Source organism: Pseudomonas sp. A-B-19 (assembly GCF_019947515.1).
GTDB lineage: Bacteria > Pseudomonadota > Gammaproteobacteria > Pseudomonadales > Pseudomonadaceae > Aquipseudomonas.
Genome location: NZ_JAGYGN010000032.1, coordinates 50,264 through 67,273, shown reverse-complemented (window position 1 = coordinate 67,273; position 17,010 = coordinate 50,264). Strand labels below are relative to the sequence as shown.

Below are 17,010 nucleotides of genomic sequence, written 5' to 3'. Positions count from 1 at the left end.
GGGACAGAAGAGGGGGGTAGGGGGGGCGAATACGTAGGTGAGAAAATATTTGAAGTAAAGCAGTGATGACCAGCATCGACACATGGTCTCCGTGGATTGCAATTACTGTTGCCGGCGGCCCAATTCTGGTAGGCGTTGTGAACATCGCTTACTGCTTCTACCTGAGCCGCCGTCATCTGGATGCCATGATGGAGGCCTTGAAAAACAGTCGCCACATCCTCATTTGGGGGCCAGTATGGCGGCGCCAGGGCTGGTTTGGCGGGTATGCGCTGGTCTCTACAATTGCCGGTATGGTGGTGTGGCCGAATGCGTACATCCGCTATGGCCAAGTGGCCTCTGAAGATATCGAGAATTTTCCGCCTCACCTGAAACGTCTTCTGGTCATTTATGCAGTGGGTGTGACGGTCACTCTAACCGGGATGGCAATTACATACGTGCTACTGGAACTCAGATAACCCGATACCTGAATTTCCAAGTTGTCATTGAAGCACCAAAGGAAAAAACGGCACCAAAAGGTGCCGTTTTTGTTTGTGCCTGCCCCAACGCCTTCGCGAGCGTGCTCGCTAAGAGTTCGTCAGACAACCTATAGTATGACGATCTTTTTATGTTTAAAACCCAAAATTGGACAGCAAAAAGGTGACGTTATACGTCGATGCTACGGGTCTACTCTAGGCTCTTCTATCCAAGTAATTCGCTACTAATTACATCTAGGCAGGCTGTTACGTTGGTATTGATATTCCGTCCGAGTTTTCGTTGGTGCGAGTCAATATCTATATAATCTTGTTTCCAAAAAAAATAGAAATTAAATACAAGAGCCAGCCAGCGCAGAGACTGAAAATTATTGTTCGCTTGAATTTTTTTGAGTAAGGTCGTTTGCTGTAGTGAGCTATGGCTACTGCTAGTAAGCCCACTGATAATAAAGTTATGGCCAATACTGGAATGATGATTTCCAATCCGTTAAATTCGTACCAAGCTACTCCACTACGCTTCTTGCTATAGGGGAATGCTATGTGTTGATTGTGAATTGATTGAGCTGCTATTGAGATGAAAGTCAAAGCAACGGTGCCGAGCAATAAAGTTAGTCGCCAGCGTGGTGCTTCGTCTTGAATGATGGGGTGGTGCACTTTTTTTCTACACGAATAGCAATTTCCGTGTTTAATTCTGGATGGCCCTGTAGTGTTTGGCGCGTGGCAACTGTTACATCTTTTTATTTTTGACTTCATTGATAAATTGTCCATCGCCGTTATTTAAGCCAGTCCACTAGCGTCCAAAAGTGGCCGTACACCTGGGGCGAGGGAGGTGGCTCCCGCGGTCCGGTCAGCGCTCGGGTGATGTAGACGCCAGAACTTCAGGCAGTTGCTGTTTTCCTGTCGCACCGGCTTCACCGGGATTGAGATTTCTTCACAGTCCAGGGGGAGCAAGCTCCCTCGCACAGAAGTGTGTCGTTGCCTCTCTTTGGCCGGGGGGCTCAAAGCCCTCGGCCAACTCAGAAGTAATCCTTCGTTTTATTGTCTACACCTGAAAGCCGGCCACTATCTTAGAAGCAACTGCGCCGGTTGTATGTCAGTTGCATCCGGTCTCCTTGCAGGCACTTTCCGAGAAAGGGGAGAGCAATCCCCCAAACGCAAAAACGGCACCCGAAGGTGCCGTTTCCGTTTTCTACCAAGTGTCGCTCAAGCGATCAACCCGCCAGACCCGACTGTTGAACCAGGTTCAGCAGCGGTTGTGGGTAGACGCCGAGGAAGAACGCGACCAGGGCGATAGCCAGCAGCATCACGCCACCTGCCTTCTGTTCCCAGTGCAGCTGGGCATCGACGCGACGCAGGTTCGGTTCGATCAGGTACAGGGTGACCATGACGCGCAGGTAGTAGAAGACGCCAATGGCGCTGCCCAGTACCAGGGAACCGACCAGCCACCACTGATGGGACTCGACGCCGGTGGCGATGATGTAGAACTTGCCGATGAAGCCCGCGGTCAGCGGGATGCCGGCCAGGGACAGCATCATCACGGTCAGGACGGCGGTCAGGTACGGACGACGCCAGAACAGGCCGCGGTATTCGTACAGGGCGTCTGCGTCACGGCCTTTGTACGGCGAGGACATCAGGGTGATCACGCCGAACGCGCCAAGGCTGGTGATCACGTAGGTGACCAGGTACACACCAATGGCTTCCACGGCCAGGCCCTTGCTCGCCACCAGGGCGATCAGCAGGTAGCCGAAGTGGGCGATGGACGAGTAACCCAGCAGACGCTTGAGGTTGCTCTGGGTCAGGGCCAGCAGGTTACCGAACAGGATCGACGCGATGGCAATGATGGTCAGTACGTTGCTCAGCACGCCGCTGCTCGCCGCTGGCGAGATCTGGAACAGACGCACCATCACCGCGAACACTGCCACTTTCGAAGCGGTCGCCAGGAACGCGGCCACCGGTGCCGGAGCACCTTCGTACACGTCTGGAGTCCAGAGGTGGAACGGTACCAGCGACAGCTTGAACGCCAGGCCGATCAGCATCATGCCCAGGCCCAGTTGCGCCAGCGAGCTTGGCAGGCCAGTAGCCGCCAGCGCCTGGCCTATGCCGACAAAGCTCAGGGAGCCGGCGTCAGCGTAGAGCAGGGCCATACCGAACAACAGGAACGCGGAACCGGCCGCCGACAGCACCATGTACTTGATACCGGCTTCCAGCGAGCGCTTGTTGAAGAAGGCATAGGCCACCAGACCGTAGACCGGCACCGACAGCAGTTCCAGGCCGACGAACAACCCGGCCAGGTGCTGCGCGCTGACCAGCACCAGGCCACCGGCGGCGGCCATCAGGATCAGCAGGTACAGTTCTTCACGGTTGCCCGGGTAACCCGTGCCGCCATCGCCGAGGTAGGCGTGGGCGAGGGTGACGCAGGCGAGGGTGGCGACCAGGATCAGCGCCATGTACAGGCAGGCGAAGGTGTCGATCTGCAGCAACGGCGTCACGGCCAGGGGCGCGACTTTCAGGGCAGGCAGGATCGACAGCAGTGCCAGGTTCAGACCCGCCACGGACAGCAGGAAGGTCTGGGAGTGGTTGCGGCGCCAGGCGATCGCCAGCATCACCACGATGATCGTGGCGCTGGTGATCAACAGCGGCGCTAGCGCGATAAAGTGTTGAGTCGTGAATTCCATAGCGCTATTACCGGGCCGAAGCGAGTTGAGTGAAGGCGGTGCCGAGCCATTGCTGCACGCCATGCATCGTAGCGGCAGAGGTATCGAGGAACGGTTGTGGGTACACGCCGATGTAAATCAGCAGCGCGGCCAGACCGACCACCATGATCATTTCGCGACCGTCCATGCCATGCAGCACCGCGTCCGATTTCGACGGGCCGAAGTAGGCGCGGTGGATCATGATCAGCGAGTAGACCGAACCGAACACCAGGCCGGACGTGGCGATCACTGTGACCCATGGGGCGCTGGCGAAGGTGCCGATCAGGATCAGGAACTCACCGACGAAGTTACCGGTCGCCGGCAAGCCCAGGGACGCAGCTGCGAAGAACAGGCTGAGGGCCGGCAGGTAGGCGATCTTCGACCACAGGCCACCCATCTCGCGCATGTCGCGGGTGTGAGTGCGTTCGTACAACTGGCCACTCAGGATAAAGAGTGCTGCCGCGGACAAGCCGTGCGCCAGCATCTGCATCACCGCACCCTGCAGCGCCAGTTGGCTGCCGGAGTAGATGCCGATCAGTACGAAGCCCATGTGGGAAACGGACGAGAAGGCGATCAGACGCTTGATGTCGGTTTGCGCGAACGCCAGGAACGCACCGTAGAAGATCCCGATCAGACCCAGGGTCATGGCGAACGGCGCGAACTCGGCCGAGGCATTCGGGAACAGCGGCAGGGCGAAACGCAGCAGGCCGTAGGCCGCGGTTTTCAGCAAGATACCGGCGAGGTCGACGGAACCTGCAGTCGGCGCCTGGGCGTGAGCGTCAGGCAGCCAGGAGTGGAACGGCACGACGGGCAACTTGACCGCGAAGGCGATGAAGAAGCCGAGCATCAGGATGTACTCGGTGGTCATCGACATTTTGGTCTTCAACAGGTCGGCGTAGTTGAAGGTAATCACGCCGGTGTCGTTGAAGTTGACCAGTACCAGCCCCAGGATCGCCACCAGCATGATCAGGCCGGAAGCCTGAGTGAAGATGAAGAACTTGGTCGCCGCGTAGATCCGGGTTTTCTTGCCGTCCGAAGAACTGTGACCCCAGAGCGCGATGAGGAAGTACATCGGCACCAGCATCATTTCCCAGAAGAAGAAGAACATGAACAGGTCGAGGGCGAGGAACACGCCGACGACACCGCCCAGGATCCACATCAGGTTCAGGTGGAAGAAGCCCACGTGACGCTGGATCTCTTTCCACGAGCAGAGTACCGAGAGCACACCCAGCAGGCCGGTCAGCAGGATCATCAACAGCGACAGGCCGTCGAGGGCCAGGTGCACATTGATGCCGAAGCGCTGGATCCAGACTTGCTTGAACTCAAGCGCCCAGGTCGGATCGGCGCCAGGCTTTGGCGCAAATGAATAGTCACCGTTGGCCCACAGCCAGAGGCCGAGGGAGAGCAGCAGGGACATGGTGATCAGCGCAATCCAGCGGGGGAGGGTGGCGCCGAAGCGCTCACCCATCCAGCACAGCAGGCCGCCGATGAAGGGGATCAGGATTAGCCAAGGCAGAATCATGACGGGTTCGTTTCCTTTCGCAAATTCGCAAGGTTCATATCAGACCGCTACCAGCACGACGGCGCCGATGACCAGCACGGCACCAGCAGCCATCGAGGCGGCGTACCAACGCAGTTGACCGGTCTCGGTACGGCTCAGGGCGGTGTGACCGCCTTTGGCCATGCGCGGGATCAGACCGATGGTCTGGTCGAGCGGGTCTTTGCGCAGGATGTGGCTGATCGCCAGGTACGGCTTGACGAACAGTTTGTCGTAGATCCAGTCGAAGCCCCAGGCAGCGAACCACCAGGCCGAGAGGACACGGCCGATGCCGCTGTTGGCGATGGCGGTGACGAAGCGACGCTTGCCGAGGAACAGCAGCGCGGCCAGCAGGATACCGGACAGGGCGATGGCGCCCGAAGCGATTTCCAGGCTGTGCTTGGCTTCGCCGCCGGCATGGCCGACGCTTTGCGGCAGCACGCCGTGCAGTGGCGGAACGATCATCGCGCCGATGGCGGTGGACAATACGATCAGCACCGACAGTGGCAGCCAGTGGGCAATGCCGTGACCGGCGTGGGCTTCGGTCTTCACTTCACCGTGGAACGCGATGAAGATCAGGCGGAAGGTGTAGAGCGAAGTCATGAACGCGCCGACCAGACCTGCATAGAGCAGACCGTTGTTGCCGCTGGCGAACGCTTCCCAGAGGATTTCGTCCTTGGAGTAGAAGCCCGCGGTCACCAGAGGCAGGGCCGCCAGGGCCGCACCGCCGACGATGAAACTGGTGTAGGCCAGTGGCAGTTTCTTCCACAGACCGCCCATCTTGAAGATGTTCTGCTCGTGGTGGCAGGCAACGATCACCGAACCGGACGCGAGGAACAGCAGGGCCTTGAAGAAGGCGTGGGTCATCAGGTGGAAGATCGCGCCATCCCAGGCACCGACGCCCAGGGCCAGGAACATGTAGCCGATCTGGCTCATGGTCGAGTAGGCGAGGATACGCTTGATGTCGGTCTGGACCAGGGCTGCGAAACCTGCGAGAACCAGGGTCACGCCACCGACGACTCCTACCAGATGCAGGATTTCCGGCGCCAGGGTGAACAGGCCGTGGGTACGGGCGATCAGGTAGACGCCAGCGGTCACCATGGTTGCGGCGTGGATCAGTGCCGAAACCGGGGTAGGGCCGGCCATCGCATCCGCCAGCCAGGTTTGCAGCGGCAGTTGTGCGGATTTACCGACAGCGCCGCCCAGCAGCATCAGGGTGGCCATGACCATCCAGAAGTCGCCGGCCTGGAATTTCTGCGGAGCCAGCACCAGCAGTTCCTGGATGTTCAGCGTGCCCAGTTGGGCAAACAGAATGAACAGGCCGATGGCCATGAACACGTCACCGATACGAGTCACGATGAAGGCTTTGAGTGCAGCGTTACCGTTGTTGCGGTTGCTGTAGTAGAAACCGATCAACAGGTACGAGCACAGGCCCACGCCTTCCCAACCGAAGTACACGAACAGCAGGTTATCGGCCAGGACCAGGAACAGCATGCTGGCGATAAACAGGTTGGTGTACGCGAAGAAACGCGAGTAGCCGTCTTCACCGCGCATGTACCAGGAGGCGAACAGGTGGATCAGGAAGCCGACGCCGACGACCACGCCGAGCATGGTCACCGACAGGCCGTCCAGGTGCAGGGCGAAGTTCGGCGTGAAGCCTTCCACCGCCATCCATTGCCACAGCACCAGGGAGTAGTGACCACCTTCCGGTGGGGCGACGTTGAATTGCCAGATCACATAGGACGCGACGATCGCCGACAGGCCAATGGAGCCGACGCCGATCAGCGCCGAGAGGTTTTCCGAGAGGCGGCCACGAGAAAACGCCAGCAGCACAAAACCGATCAGAGGGAACAGGAAAGTCAGATAGAGAAGGTTCATCCGCGCATCTCACTGGCAGCGTCGATATCGAGCGTGTGGAAGCGGCGATACAGTTGCAGCAGGATCGCCAGGCCGATACTGGCCTCGGCGGCTGCCAGGCTGATCACCAGGATGAACATGATCTGTCCATCCGGCTGCGCCCAGCGGCTACCGGCAACGATGAACGCCAAAGCGGAGGCATTCATCATGACCTCCAGGCTCATCAGCACGAAGAGGATGTTGCGGCGGACCATCAGGCCGACCAGGCCGAGGCAGAACAGGATGCCGGCGACCGCCAGACCATGCTCCATAGGGATAGCAGGCATCGTCATTGCTCCTTGGCTTCGTTACGGCCCAGATGGAACGCCGTGACGGCTGCGGCGAGCAGCAGCATCGAGGCGAGTTCGACCACCAGCAGGTAAGGACCGAACAGGCTGATGCCCACGGCCTTGGCGTCTACGGTGGTGTGGCCGATGGCTTCACCGGTCTGGTGGGAGAACAGCACGTACAGCAGTTCCACCAGCAGCAGCGCGGCGAGGAGGACCGGGCCGCCCCAAATGCCGGGCTTGAGCCAGACGCGCTCTTGCTGAACCGAGGCCGGGCCCAGGTTCAGCATCATCACCACGAACACGAACAGCACCATGATGGCGCCAGCGTAGGCGATCACTTCCAGGACACCGGCGAACGGTGCGCCGAGGGCGAAGAACGTCATCGCCACGGCGATCAGCGAAATGATCAGGTAGAGCAGGGCGTGCACAGGGTTGGTGTTGGTGATCACGCGAAGCGTGGACACCACAGCGATACCCGATGCGAAATAGAAAGCGAATTCCATCTTTCTTCCTTAAGGCAGCAAGCTCTTCACGTTGATCGGTTCGGCTTCGTTCTGCGCGGAGCCCTTCGGCTTACCGGCAATCGCCATACCTGCAACACGATAGAAGTTGTAATCAGGGTTTTTGCCGGGGCCGGAGATCAAAAGATCTTCTTTCTCGTACACCAGGTCCTGACGTTTGAACTCGGCCATTTCGAAATCCGGCGTCAGCTGGATCGCGGTGGTCGGGCAGGCTTCCTCGCAGAGGCCGCAAAAGATGCAGCGCGAAAAGTTGATGCGGAAGAAGTCCGGGTACCAGCGACCGTCTTCGGTTTCAGCTTTCTGCAGCGAGATGCAACCGACCGGGCACGCCACGGCGCACAGGTTGCACGCTACGCAACGCTCTTCGCCGTCGGGGTCGCGGGTCAGCACGATACGCCCACGGTAGCGCGGCGGCAGGTAGACCGGTTCTTCCGGGTACTGCAGCGTGTCGCGCTTGCGGAAGGCGTGGCCGAAGATCATCACCAGGCTGCGAAGCTGGGTGTAGAAGCCATGCACGATGTCAAAAATGTACTTCATGATTCTATCCTCACTGAGCCGCGACGGCGGGCGTGTTGAGCAACACGATCGCAGCGGTCACCAGCATGTTGACGAGGGTCAGCGGCAGGCAGAACTTCCAGCTGAAATCCATCACTTGGTCATACCGTGGGCGCGGAATCGAGGCGCGCAACAGGATGAAGAACATGATGAAGAACGCGGTTTTCAACGCGAACCAGATGAACGGGATCTGCGGCAGAATGCCGAACGGACCGTGCCAGCCACCGAAGAACAAGGTTACCAGCAGCGCCGAAATCAACACGATGCCGATGTACTCGCCGACGAAGAACATGCCCCATTTCATGCCGGCGTATTCAATGTGGTAACCGTCGGCCAGTTCCTGTTCCGCTTCCGGCTGGTCGAACGGGTGACGGTGAGTCACGGCGACGCCAGCGATGAAGAAGGTCAGGAAACCGAAGATCTGCGGAATGACGAACCACAGGTTCTGCGCCTGGTATTCGACGATGTCGCGCATGTTGAACGAGCCGACCTGGATCACGATGCCCATCAGCGACAGGCCCATGAACACTTCGTACGACACGGTTTGTGCCGAGGCCCGCAAGCTGCCCAACAGGGCGAACTTGTTGTTGCTCGACCAGCCGGCGAACAGTACCGCGTAGACCGACAGGCCAGCCATGGCGAAGAAGAACAGGATGCCGATGTTGATGTCCGCGACACCCCAGGTCGGGGTGATCGGGATGATTGCGAAGGCAATCAGCAAGGCGCTCATGGCCACGACCGGCGCCAAAGTGAAGATCACTTTGTCGGCGAACGGCGGGGTCCAGTCTTCCTTGAAGAACATCTTGATCATGTCGGCGGCGATCTGGAACGCACCGAACGGGCCGACGCGGTTCGGACCGTAACGATCCTGCCAGAGGGCGAGCAGACGACGCTCGACCCAGCTCAGCAGGGCGCCGCAAACCACCACGGCGAGCAAAATCACCACGGCCTTGAGGACCGCGATGATGATGTCGATCACTTCAGGAGTGAACAAGGTCATTGCGCTGCCTCCTGCAGACCGTCAACGGGTTTGCCAAAGATGGCTGGCGGAATGCCGGCAATGCCCGCAGGCAGTGCCACCAGACCGGCGCCCAACTCTTCATTGATACGCAGTGGCAGACGCAGGGTCTGGCCGGCCACGTTCAGGCTGAGCATGGCACCGTCGTTGACGCCCAGGCGATCGGCTTCGGACTTGGCCAGTGCAACATAAGCAGCCGGGATGCGTTCCTGAACCGGAGCGGCTTTCGAAGAGTTCTCTTCGCTGCCGAACAGGTGGAAGAACGGCACGGCCTGCCAGGTACCTGGTGCCGGGTTGAACGCGCGCGGAACGCTGGCGAACCAGTTCAGCGAGTCACCGCTGGTTTCGATCAGGCGGGTGCCCGGGTCACCAGCGCGGATGTGACCACCGACTTCGTCCTGGAACTTGTTCCAGGCTTGCGGCGAGTTCCAGCCCGGAGACCAGGCGAACGGCACTTGCTGACGCGGTTCGGCCGAGCCCGAATAACCTTCCATGGAGAAGGCGAACGCGGTGTCCTTGTCCTGCGGGGTGCGCGGTTCGTGCACGTTGATGTCGGCGCGCATGGCGGTACGACCGGAGTAACGCAGCGGTTCGCGGGCCAGTTTCATGCCCTTGATGCGGAACGCGGCGGACGGCGCAGCGTCGACAATGCCGGCCAGTTGCGCAGTGCTCGAAGCAACGGCGGCAGTGACGTGGTCCAGTTGCGTCCAGTCGATTGGCTTGTTCAGCAGGGTTGCACGCAGGGCATGCAGCCAGCGCCAGCCTTCGTGAACCAGGATGCTCGCGTCCATGTATTGCGGGTCGAAAACCTGGAAGAAGCGCTGGGCGCGGCCTTCCTGGCTGACCAGGGTACCGTCGCCCTCAGCGAAGCTGGCGGCTGGCAGAACCAGGTGCGCGCGATCGCTGGTGGCAGTCTTCTGATGGTCGGCGACGATCAGCACTTTCGCGGCGGTCAGGGCGGCATCGACAAGGGCTTTGTCGGTACGGGTGTACAGATCGTTTTCCAGCACGACGATGGCGTCGGCACGACCAGAGATCACCGCTTGCAGCGCGGCGTCGACCGATTCGCCACCGAGCATGGCCAGGCCGAGGCTGTTGGCCTCAGGCACGATCAGGCTGATGGAACCGTTCTTCTCGCGCAGCTTCAACGCTTTGGCGATGTTGGCAGCAGCCTCGATCAGCGCTTTGGAGCCCAGGGAAGTACCGGCGATGATCAGCGGGCGCTTGGCTGCGAGCAGGGCGTCGGCGATGCGCTTGGCCAGCTCGAGGGCTTCAGTGTCCAGACCTTCAACGGCCGGTGCGCTGGCGTCGAGGGCGTGGGCCACGGCGAAGCCGATGCGGGCCAGGTCGTCGGGAGCGGCATGCACGCACTCTTCGGCGATGTCGTCGAGCTTGGTTTCAGCCAGGCTTGCAATGAACAGCGGGTTCAGCGCGTGCTGGCCGATGTTCTTCACGGCGGCGTCGAGCCAAGGCTGGACGCGCATGGCGTCGGCCATGTCTTCGGCCTTGCCCTTGACCGATTGACGCAGGGACAGGGCCATGCGTGCAGCAGTCTGGGTCAGGTCTTCACCGAGGACGAACACGGCATCGTGGTCTTCGATGTCGCGCATGTTCGGCACAGGCAGCGGGCTGTCCTTGAGCACTTGCAGGACCAGACGGATGCGCTCCAGCTCGGACGCTTCGATACCGGAGTAGAAGTGTTCGGCACCGACCAGTTCGCGCAACGCGTAGTTGCTTTCGAGGCTGGCGCGGGGCGAACCGATACCGACGATGTTGCGACCGCGCAGCAGGTCGGCGGCTTTATCCAGCGCTTCGTCGAGGCTCAGCTTGGCGCCGTTGGCCAGCAATGGCTGACGCGGGCGGTCTTCGCGGTTGACGTAGCCATAGCCGAAACGGCCACGGTCGCAAAGGAAGTACTGGTTCACCGAACCGTTGTAGCGGTTTTCGATGCGACGCAGCTCGCCGTAACGCTCGCCCGGGGAGATGTTGCAACCGCTGGAGCAGCCATGGCAGATGCTCGGCGAGAACTGCATGTCCCACTTGCGGTTGTAGCGCTCGGAGTGAGTCTTGTCAGTGAACACACCGGTCGGGCAGACCTCGGTGAGGTTGCCGGAGAATTCGCTTTCCAGCACGCCGTCTTCAACACGACCGAAGTACACGTTGTCGTGGGCGCCGAACACGCCGAGGTCGGTGCCGCCGGCGTAGTCCTTATAGAAGCGCACGCAGCGATAGCAAGCGATGCAGCGGTTCATTTCGTGGGAAATGAACGGGCCCAGTTGCTGGTTCTGGTGAGTACGCTTGGTGAAGCGGTAACGGCGCTCGTTGTGGCCGGTCATTACCGTCATGTCTTGCAGGTGGCAGTGACCGCCTTCCTCACAGACCGGGCAGTCGTGAGGGTGGTTGGTCATCAGCCATTCGACAACACTGGCGCGGAAGGCCTTGGACTCTTCATCTTCGATGGAGATCCAGGTGCCGTCGGTGGCAGGGGTCATGCAGGACATGACGATACGACCACGGGTGTCGTTCTCGTCGGTGTACTGCTTGACCGCGCACTGGCGGCAAGCGCCAACGCTGCCAAGGGCAGGGTGCCAGCAGAAATAAGGGATATCGAGGCCTAGCGACAGACATGCCTGTAACAGGTTGTCTGCCCCATCGACTTCGAGCTCTTTGCCGTCTACGTGGATAGTGGCCATGGTTCAAAGTTCTTCGTTGGCCCGGTGTCAGCGGGCGTGGCTAATGGAATCTTGTTATCCGCGTGAATCAACACAGCCGTTAAAGGCGTCATCACACGAAAAGCGAAGGGCACGGACCCTTCGCCTTTTTTAAGCGTTTACGCGCCGACCAGGATCGGCTTTGCCAGAGGCGGGACGGCGGCGCTGGCAGGCGCGATACCGGCTTCGAACTCTGGACGGAAGTATTTGATTGCGCTGCCCAACGGCTCCACGGCACCCGGTGCGTGAGCACAGAAGGTCTTGCCCGGACCGAGGAAACCGACCAGACCCAGCAGGGTCTCGATGTCGCCGGCTTGCCCTTCACCGTTCTCGATCGCGCGCAGCAGCTTGACGCTCCACGGCAGACCGTCACGGCACGGGGTGCAGAAGCCGCAGGATTCGCGGGAGAAGAACTCTTCCATGTTGCGCAGCAAAGACACCATGTTGACGCTGTCGTCCACCGCCATGGCCAGGCCGGTACCCATACGGGTGCCGACTTTGGCGATGCCGCCGGCGTACATTTGTGCGTCCAGGTGTTCCGGCAACAGGAAGCCGGTACCGGCGCCGCCAGGCTGCCAGCACTTGAGCTTGTAACCGTCGCGCATGCCGCCGGCGTAGTCTTCGAACAGTTCGCGACCGGTGACGCCGAACGGCAGTTCCCACAGGCCAGGGTTCTTGACCTTGCCGGAGAAGCCCATGAGCTTGGTGCCCATGTCTTCGCTGCCTTCGCGAGCCAGGGACTTGTACCAGTCCACGCCGTCGGCAATGATCGCCGGCACGTTGCACAGGGTCTCGACGTTGTTCACGCAAGTCGGCTTGCCCCACACGCCAACGGCAGCCGGGAACGGCGGCTTGGAGCGCGGGTTGGCGCGGCGGCCTTCGAGGGAGTTGATCAATGCGGTTTCTTCACCGCAGATGTAACGCCCGGCGCCGGTGTGGACGAACAGCTCGAAATCAAAACCCGAACCCAGGATGTTCTTGCCCAGCAGGCCAGCAGCCTTGGCTTCTTCCACGGCACGGTTCAAGTGCTTGGCGGCGGTGGTGTACTCGCCACGCAGGAAGATGTAGCCACGGTAGGTTTTCAGGGCGCGGGCGCTGATCAGCATGCCTTCGATCAGCAGATGGGGCAATTGCTCCATCAGCATGCGGTCTTTCCAGGTGTTCGGCTCCATTTCATCCGCGTTGCATAGCAGGTAGCGGATGTTGATGGATTCGTCCTTGGGCATCAGGCCCCACTTCACGCCAGTGGGGAAACCTGCACCGCCGCGACCCTTGAGGCCGGAATCTTTCACGGTCTGGACGATGTCGTCCTGGGCCATGTCGGCGAAGGCCTTGCGCGCAGCGGCGTAACCGTTCTTGGCCTGGTATTCGTCGAGCCAGACGGCTTCGCCGTCGTCACGCAAACGCCAGGTGAGCGGGTGAGTCTCGGCCGAACGCTTGATGCGGTTGGCAGGACCGAAGGAAGTCAGGGTCATACGTAGCCCTCGAGCAATTTGGCAACGCCGGCTGGCTGCACATCACCGAAAGTGTCGTCGTCGATCATCAGTGCCGGCGCCTTGTCGCAGTTGCCGAGGCAGCAGACTGGCAGCAGGGTGAAACGACCGTCGGCGGTGGTCTGACCCAGGCCGATGCCCAGCTTGCTCTGGATTTCGCTGACCACGGACTCGTGGCCGCCGATGTAGCAGACCATGCTGTCGCAGACGCGAATGATGTGACGGCCCACTGGCTGACGGAAGATCTGGCTATAGAACGTGGCCACACCTTCAACGTCGCTGGCCGGGATGCCGAGGATCTCGCCGATGGCGTACAAGGCGCCGTCCGGCACCCAGCCGCGTTCCTTCTGGACGATCTTCAGGGCTTCGATCGACGCCGCGCGCGGGTCTTCGTAGTGATGCAGCTCGTGCTCGATGGCCGAGCGCTCGGTTTCACTCAAGGTGAAACGGTCTGTCTGGATAAGCGTGCTATTCATGCTTAGCGGTCCACGTCGGCCATAACGAAATCGATACTACCCAGGTACGCAATCAAGTCCGCGACCATGCTGCCTTTGATCACCGAAGGGATCTGCTGCAGGTGCGGGAAGCTTGGGGTGCGAATCCGGGTGCGGTAGCTCATGGTGCCGCCATCGCTCGTCAGGTAATAACTGTTGATGCCCTTGGTCGCTTCGATCATCTGGAAGGATTCGTTGGCCGGCATGACCGGGCCCCACGAAACTTGCAGGAAGTGCGTGATCAAGGTTTCGATGTGCTGCAGGGTGCGCTCTTTCGGCGGCGGCGTGGTCAGCGGGTGATCCGCCTTGTACGGGCCTTCCGGCATGTTGCGCAGGCACTGGTCGATGATCCTGATGCTCTGGCGCATCTCCTCGACACGCACGATGCAGCGGTCGTAGGCATCGCCATTGGCGGCCAGCGGCACTTCGAATTCGAAGTTCTCGTAGCCCGAGTACGGGCGCGCTTTACGCAGGTCGAAATCGCAACCGGTCGAACGCAGGCCGGCACCGGTGACACCCCATTCCAGGGCCTCTTTGGTGTTGTAGTCGGCGACGCCGATGGTCCGGCCACGCAGGATGCTGTTGTCCAGTGCGGCTTTCTGGTATTCGTCCAGGCGCTTGGGCATCCACTCGACGAAATCCTTGACCAGTTTTTCCCAGCCCCGCGGCAGGTCGTGGGCGACGCCACCGATGCGGTACCAGGCCGGGTGCAGGCGGAAACCGGTAATGGCTTCGATCACCGTGTACGCGCGCTGACGGTCGGTGAAGGTGAAGAACACCGGGGTCATGGCGCCGACGTCCTGGATGTAGGTACCCAGGAACAGCAGGTGGCTGGTGATCCGGAAGAACTCGGCCATCATGATGCGGATGACGTCGACCTTCTCCGGCACCTTGATGCCGGCCAGCTTCTCGACCGAGAGCACGTACGGCAGGTTGTTCATCACGCCGCCGAGGTAGTCGATACGGTCGGTGTACGGGATGAAGCTGTGCCAGGACTGACGCTCGGCCATTTTCTCGGCACCACGGTGGTGGTAACCGACGTCCGGCACGCAGTCGACGATCTCTTCGCCGTCCAGCTGCAGGATGATGCGGAACGCACCGTGGGCGGAAGGGTGGTTCGGGCCAAGGTTGAGGAACATGTAGTCCTCGTTCGGGCCGGAACGCTTCATGCCCCAGTCTTCCGGCTTGAAACGCGCGGATTCTTCCTCGAGCTGTTGCTTGGCCAGGTTCAGGGTGAACGGGTCGAACTCGGTGGCACGGGCCGGGAAGTCCTTGCGCAGCGGGTGACCTTCCCAGGTCGGCGGCATCATGATACGCGACAGGTGCGGGTGGCCGGTGAAGTGGATGCCGTACATGTCCCAGACTTCACGCTCGTACCAGTTGGCGTTCGGCCAGATGCTGGTGACGGAAGGCAGGTTGAGGTCGCTCTCGGACAAGGCGACCTTGATCATCACGTCACTATTACGTTCGATCGACATCAGGTGATAGAACACGGAGAAGTCGACGCCGTTCGGCAGCCCTTGACGCTTGGTGCGCAGACGCTCGTCCACGCCATGCAGGTCATAGAGCATGACGTACGGCTTGGGCAGGTTGCGCAGGAAAGTCAGGACTTCGACGAGTTTGGCGCGGGCAACCCAAAGCACCGGCATGCCGGTGCGGGTAGGCTGGGCGGTGAACGCCTCCGAGCCAAAACGGTTGTTCAGTTCGACGACCACATCCTGGTCGTCTGCCTTGTAAGGCGGGATGTACAGAGCACTGCCTGTAGTCATGGTTATTTATCGCTTTCGGTCAACGTAAAGAATGAAGCCAGGTTCTCGTTCCATGGAAAGAGGCAGATCTGGATCAGACTTCGTCGGGGCTGCGCAGGTTGGTTACCTGAATACGCTGTTCGCGGCGCTTTTCCTTTTCGGAAGGCATCTCGGCGCGGTACACGCCTTGATCGCCAACGACCCAGGAAAGTGGGCGACGCTCCTGTCCAATCGACTCCTGCAACAGCATCAGGCCTTGCAGGAAAGCTTCAGGGCGGGGCGGGCAGCCAGGCACGTAGACGTCCACGGGCAGGAACTTGTCCACCCCTTGAACGACTGAGTAGATGTCGTACATGCCACCGGAGTTGGCGCACGAACCCATGGAGATGACCCATTTAGGCTCGAGCATTTGCTCGTAGAGACGCTGAATGATCGGCGCCATCTTGATGAAGCAGGTACCGGCGATAACCATGAAATCCGCCTGACGCGGCGATGCCCGGATAACCTCGGCGCCAAAGCGCGCGATGTCGTGGGGCGCCGTGAAGGCGGTGGTCATTTCCACGTAGCAGCACGAAAGACCGAAGTTGTACGGCCACAGGGAGTTCTTGCGCCCCCAGTTGATCGTGCCGTTAAGCACGTCTTCGAGCTTGCCCATGAAAATGTTTTTGTGGACTTGATCTTCTAACGGATCGGAAACGGTTTCCCGCTGGCCAATCGGATACTGCTCGTTAGGAGCATCGGGGTCGATCCTGGTGAGATTGTATTGCATTGCCAAAGCCTCATTGTTTCAGCTTCGCTTGCCGCTTGCGCCGAGCTTCCGGAGCCCAGTCAAGGGCGCCCACTCGGAATAGGTAGACAAGGCCTGCCAACAGAATTGCTATGAAAACGAGAGCTTCGACGAATCCGGTCCAGCCGCTTTCGCGGACGGACACAGACCAGGCAAAGAGAAAGAGGGCTTCGATATCGAAGATCACGAAGAGCATCGCGACCAGATAGAATTTGGCTGAGAGCCGCAAGCGGGCGCCACCTGTAGGTAGCATGCCGGACTCGAACGGTTCGTTTTTGCTGCGGCCCCAGGCTTTTGACCCAAGGAGGCTGGAGACGCCCAGCATGAAGGCGCAGAGGCCGACGACGCCTAGAAGGAAAATGGCAAAGCCCCAGTTATGGGCCATGAGTCCTGTCGCTTCGGGCATGCTGGTAATCCTTAACAGAGAGCAAAGGTCTCTGAGCTTGAAAAGAAACAAAAGCAGTGACGATATGTCGCAGCAATCAATCCCGCTGATTTTATGGCTAAACACCCGGCAAGTAAAATTCCTGTAGCGAAATTTATTATAGGAATAAGGACATAGCGAGCCTTAAAACGCCCACAGGCCTTGCGGCTCGGGCATTAGCCGGAATTTCGTCAATTATGTTTTGTAAGGAATGTAACGAACATTGTTGCCTATAAATGATAATCAGTATTATTTGTAGTGGTTTTTAAACTGCTTGGCCTTCGGATACTCGGGAAGTTGCCTTATATGAGCGTTACAGCAAGTAGCGGCGGAGTGCGTTTTAGCGGATTTTTCTGACAGTGATGGCGCTCTG

The 17,010-nt window shown here is 59.8% G+C and carries 14 protein-coding genes; 1 reads left to right on the top strand and 13 read right to left on the bottom strand.

Annotated features, from left to right (window positions below; all coding sequences use genetic code 11):
* Nucleotides 1–65 precede the first annotated feature (65 nt).
* Nucleotides 66–455 carry a hypothetical protein gene (locus tag KGA81_RS26030; protein ID WP_223549825.1) on the top strand — a complete coding sequence of 130 codons (390 nt, stop codon included), beginning with the start codon at nucleotides 66–68 and terminating at the stop codon, nucleotides 453–455.
* 1,226 nt (nucleotides 456–1,681) lie between these two features.
* Here KGA81_RS26030 and nuoN read toward each other — a convergent pair.
* The 13 genes from nuoN to KGA81_RS25965 form a co-directional block, all read right to left on the bottom strand.
* Nucleotides 1,682–3,145, bottom strand: a complete 1,464-nt coding sequence (gene nuoN, locus KGA81_RS26025) for an NADH-quinone oxidoreductase subunit NuoN (protein ID WP_223549823.1) — start codon at nucleotides 3,143–3,145, stop codon at nucleotides 1,682–1,684.
* 7 nt (nucleotides 3,146–3,152) lie between these two features.
* Nucleotides 3,153–4,685, bottom strand: a complete 1,533-nt coding sequence (gene nuoM / locus KGA81_RS26020) for an NADH-quinone oxidoreductase subunit M (RefSeq protein WP_223549821.1) — start codon at nucleotides 4,683–4,685, stop codon at nucleotides 3,153–3,155.
* A 39-nt stretch (nucleotides 4,686–4,724) separates the two neighbouring features.
* Complete coding sequence (gene nuoL / locus KGA81_RS26015) at nucleotides 4,725–6,578, bottom strand: NADH-quinone oxidoreductase subunit L (RefSeq protein WP_223549819.1); 1,854 nt, start codon at nucleotides 6,576–6,578, stop codon at nucleotides 4,725–4,727.
* Nucleotides 6,575–6,883, bottom strand: a complete 309-nt coding sequence (gene nuoK / locus KGA81_RS26010; RefSeq protein ID WP_007946416.1) for an NADH-quinone oxidoreductase subunit NuoK — start codon at nucleotides 6,881–6,883, stop codon at nucleotides 6,575–6,577. Before nuoK ends, nuoL begins: the two co-directional genes overlap by 4 nt.
* A 2-nt stretch (nucleotides 6,884–6,885) precedes the next feature.
* Nucleotides 6,886–7,389 (bottom strand): NADH-quinone oxidoreductase subunit J, encoded by a 504-nt coding sequence (gene nuoJ / locus KGA81_RS26005; protein WP_053161453.1) that lies wholly within the window; start codon nucleotides 7,387–7,389, stop codon nucleotides 6,886–6,888.
* Nucleotides 7,390–7,398: 9 nt separating this feature from the next.
* Nucleotides 7,399–7,944 (bottom strand): NADH-quinone oxidoreductase subunit NuoI, encoded by a 546-nt coding sequence (gene nuoI / locus KGA81_RS26000; protein ID WP_007970449.1) that lies wholly within the window; start codon nucleotides 7,942–7,944, stop codon nucleotides 7,399–7,401.
* 10 nt (nucleotides 7,945–7,954) lie between these two features.
* Nucleotides 7,955–8,962 carry an NADH-quinone oxidoreductase subunit NuoH gene (gene nuoH, locus KGA81_RS25995; protein ID WP_046037838.1) on the bottom strand — a complete coding sequence of 336 codons (1,008 nt, stop codon included), beginning with the start codon at nucleotides 8,960–8,962 and terminating at the stop codon, nucleotides 7,955–7,957.
* Nucleotides 8,959–11,673, bottom strand: a complete 2,715-nt coding sequence (nuoG, locus tag KGA81_RS25990; protein ID WP_223549817.1) for an NADH-quinone oxidoreductase subunit NuoG — start codon at nucleotides 11,671–11,673, stop codon at nucleotides 8,959–8,961. Before nuoG ends, nuoH begins: the two co-directional genes overlap by 4 nt.
* 137 nt (nucleotides 11,674–11,810) lie before the next feature.
* On the bottom strand, nucleotides 11,811–13,166 hold the full coding sequence (gene nuoF, locus KGA81_RS25985) for an NADH-quinone oxidoreductase subunit NuoF (RefSeq protein WP_223549815.1): 1,356 nt from the start codon (nucleotides 13,164–13,166) through the stop codon (nucleotides 11,811–11,813).
* Nucleotides 13,163–13,660 (bottom strand): NADH-quinone oxidoreductase subunit NuoE, encoded by a 498-nt coding sequence (nuoE, locus tag KGA81_RS25980; RefSeq protein ID WP_008020715.1) that lies wholly within the window; start codon nucleotides 13,658–13,660, stop codon nucleotides 13,163–13,165. The genes nuoF and nuoE overlap by 4 nt, the downstream gene beginning before the upstream one ends.
* Before the next feature lie 2 nt (nucleotides 13,661–13,662).
* On the bottom strand, nucleotides 13,663–15,447 hold the full coding sequence (gene nuoC / locus KGA81_RS25975; protein ID WP_223549813.1) for an NADH-quinone oxidoreductase subunit C/D: 1,785 nt from the start codon (nucleotides 15,445–15,447) through the stop codon (nucleotides 13,663–13,665).
* A gap of 73 nt (nucleotides 15,448–15,520) precedes the next feature.
* Complete coding sequence (locus KGA81_RS25970; protein ID WP_007970441.1) at nucleotides 15,521–16,195, bottom strand: NuoB/complex I 20 kDa subunit family protein; 675 nt, start codon at nucleotides 16,193–16,195, stop codon at nucleotides 15,521–15,523.
* Between the two features lie 10 nt (nucleotides 16,196–16,205).
* Nucleotides 16,206–16,619, bottom strand: a complete 414-nt coding sequence (locus tag KGA81_RS25965) for an NADH-quinone oxidoreductase subunit A (protein ID WP_003223812.1) — start codon at nucleotides 16,617–16,619, stop codon at nucleotides 16,206–16,208.
* Between the last annotated feature and the right edge of the window lie 391 nt (nucleotides 16,620–17,010).

Excerpts from the sequence above, each read along its gene's own strand:
- KGA81_RS26030 (WP_223549825.1), top strand. The coding sequence starts at position 66 with ATGACCAGCATCGACACATGGTCTCCGTGGATTGCAATTACTGTTGCC.
- nuoN (WP_223549823.1), bottom strand. The coding sequence starts at position 3,145 with ATGGAATTCACGACTCAACACTTTATCGCGCTAGCGCCGCTGTTGATC.
- nuoM (WP_223549821.1), bottom strand. The coding sequence starts at position 4,685 with ATGATTCTGCCTTGGCTAATCCTGATCCCCTTCATCGGCGGCCTGCTG.
- nuoL (WP_223549819.1), bottom strand. The coding sequence starts at position 6,578 with ATGAACCTTCTCTATCTGACTTTCCTGTTCCCTCTGATCGGTTTTGTG.
- nuoK (WP_007946416.1), bottom strand. The coding sequence starts at position 6,883 with ATGCCTGCTATCCCTATGGAGCATGGTCTGGCGGTCGCCGGCATCCTG.
- nuoJ (WP_053161453.1), bottom strand. The coding sequence starts at position 7,389 with ATGGAATTCGCTTTCTATTTCGCATCGGGTATCGCTGTGGTGTCCACG.
- nuoI (WP_007970449.1), bottom strand. The coding sequence starts at position 7,944 with ATGAAGTACATTTTTGACATCGTGCATGGCTTCTACACCCAGCTTCGC.
- nuoH (WP_046037838.1), bottom strand. The coding sequence starts at position 8,962 with ATGACCTTGTTCACTCCTGAAGTGATCGACATCATCATCGCGGTCCTC.
- nuoG (WP_223549817.1), bottom strand. The coding sequence starts at position 11,673 with ATGGCCACTATCCACGTAGACGGCAAAGAGCTCGAAGTCGATGGGGCA.
- nuoF (WP_223549815.1), bottom strand. The coding sequence starts at position 13,166 with ATGACCCTGACTTCCTTCGGTCCTGCCAACCGCATCAAGCGTTCGGCC.
- nuoE (WP_008020715.1), bottom strand. The coding sequence starts at position 13,660 with ATGAATAGCACGCTTATCCAGACAGACCGTTTCACCTTGAGTGAAACC.
- nuoC (WP_223549813.1), bottom strand. The coding sequence starts at position 15,447 with ATGACTACAGGCAGTGCTCTGTACATCCCGCCTTACAAGGCAGACGAC.
- KGA81_RS25970 (WP_007970441.1), bottom strand. The coding sequence starts at position 16,195 with ATGCAATACAATCTCACCAGGATCGACCCCGATGCTCCTAACGAGCAG.
- KGA81_RS25965 (WP_003223812.1), bottom strand. The coding sequence starts at position 16,619 with ATGCCCGAAGCGACAGGACTCATGGCCCATAACTGGGGCTTTGCCATT.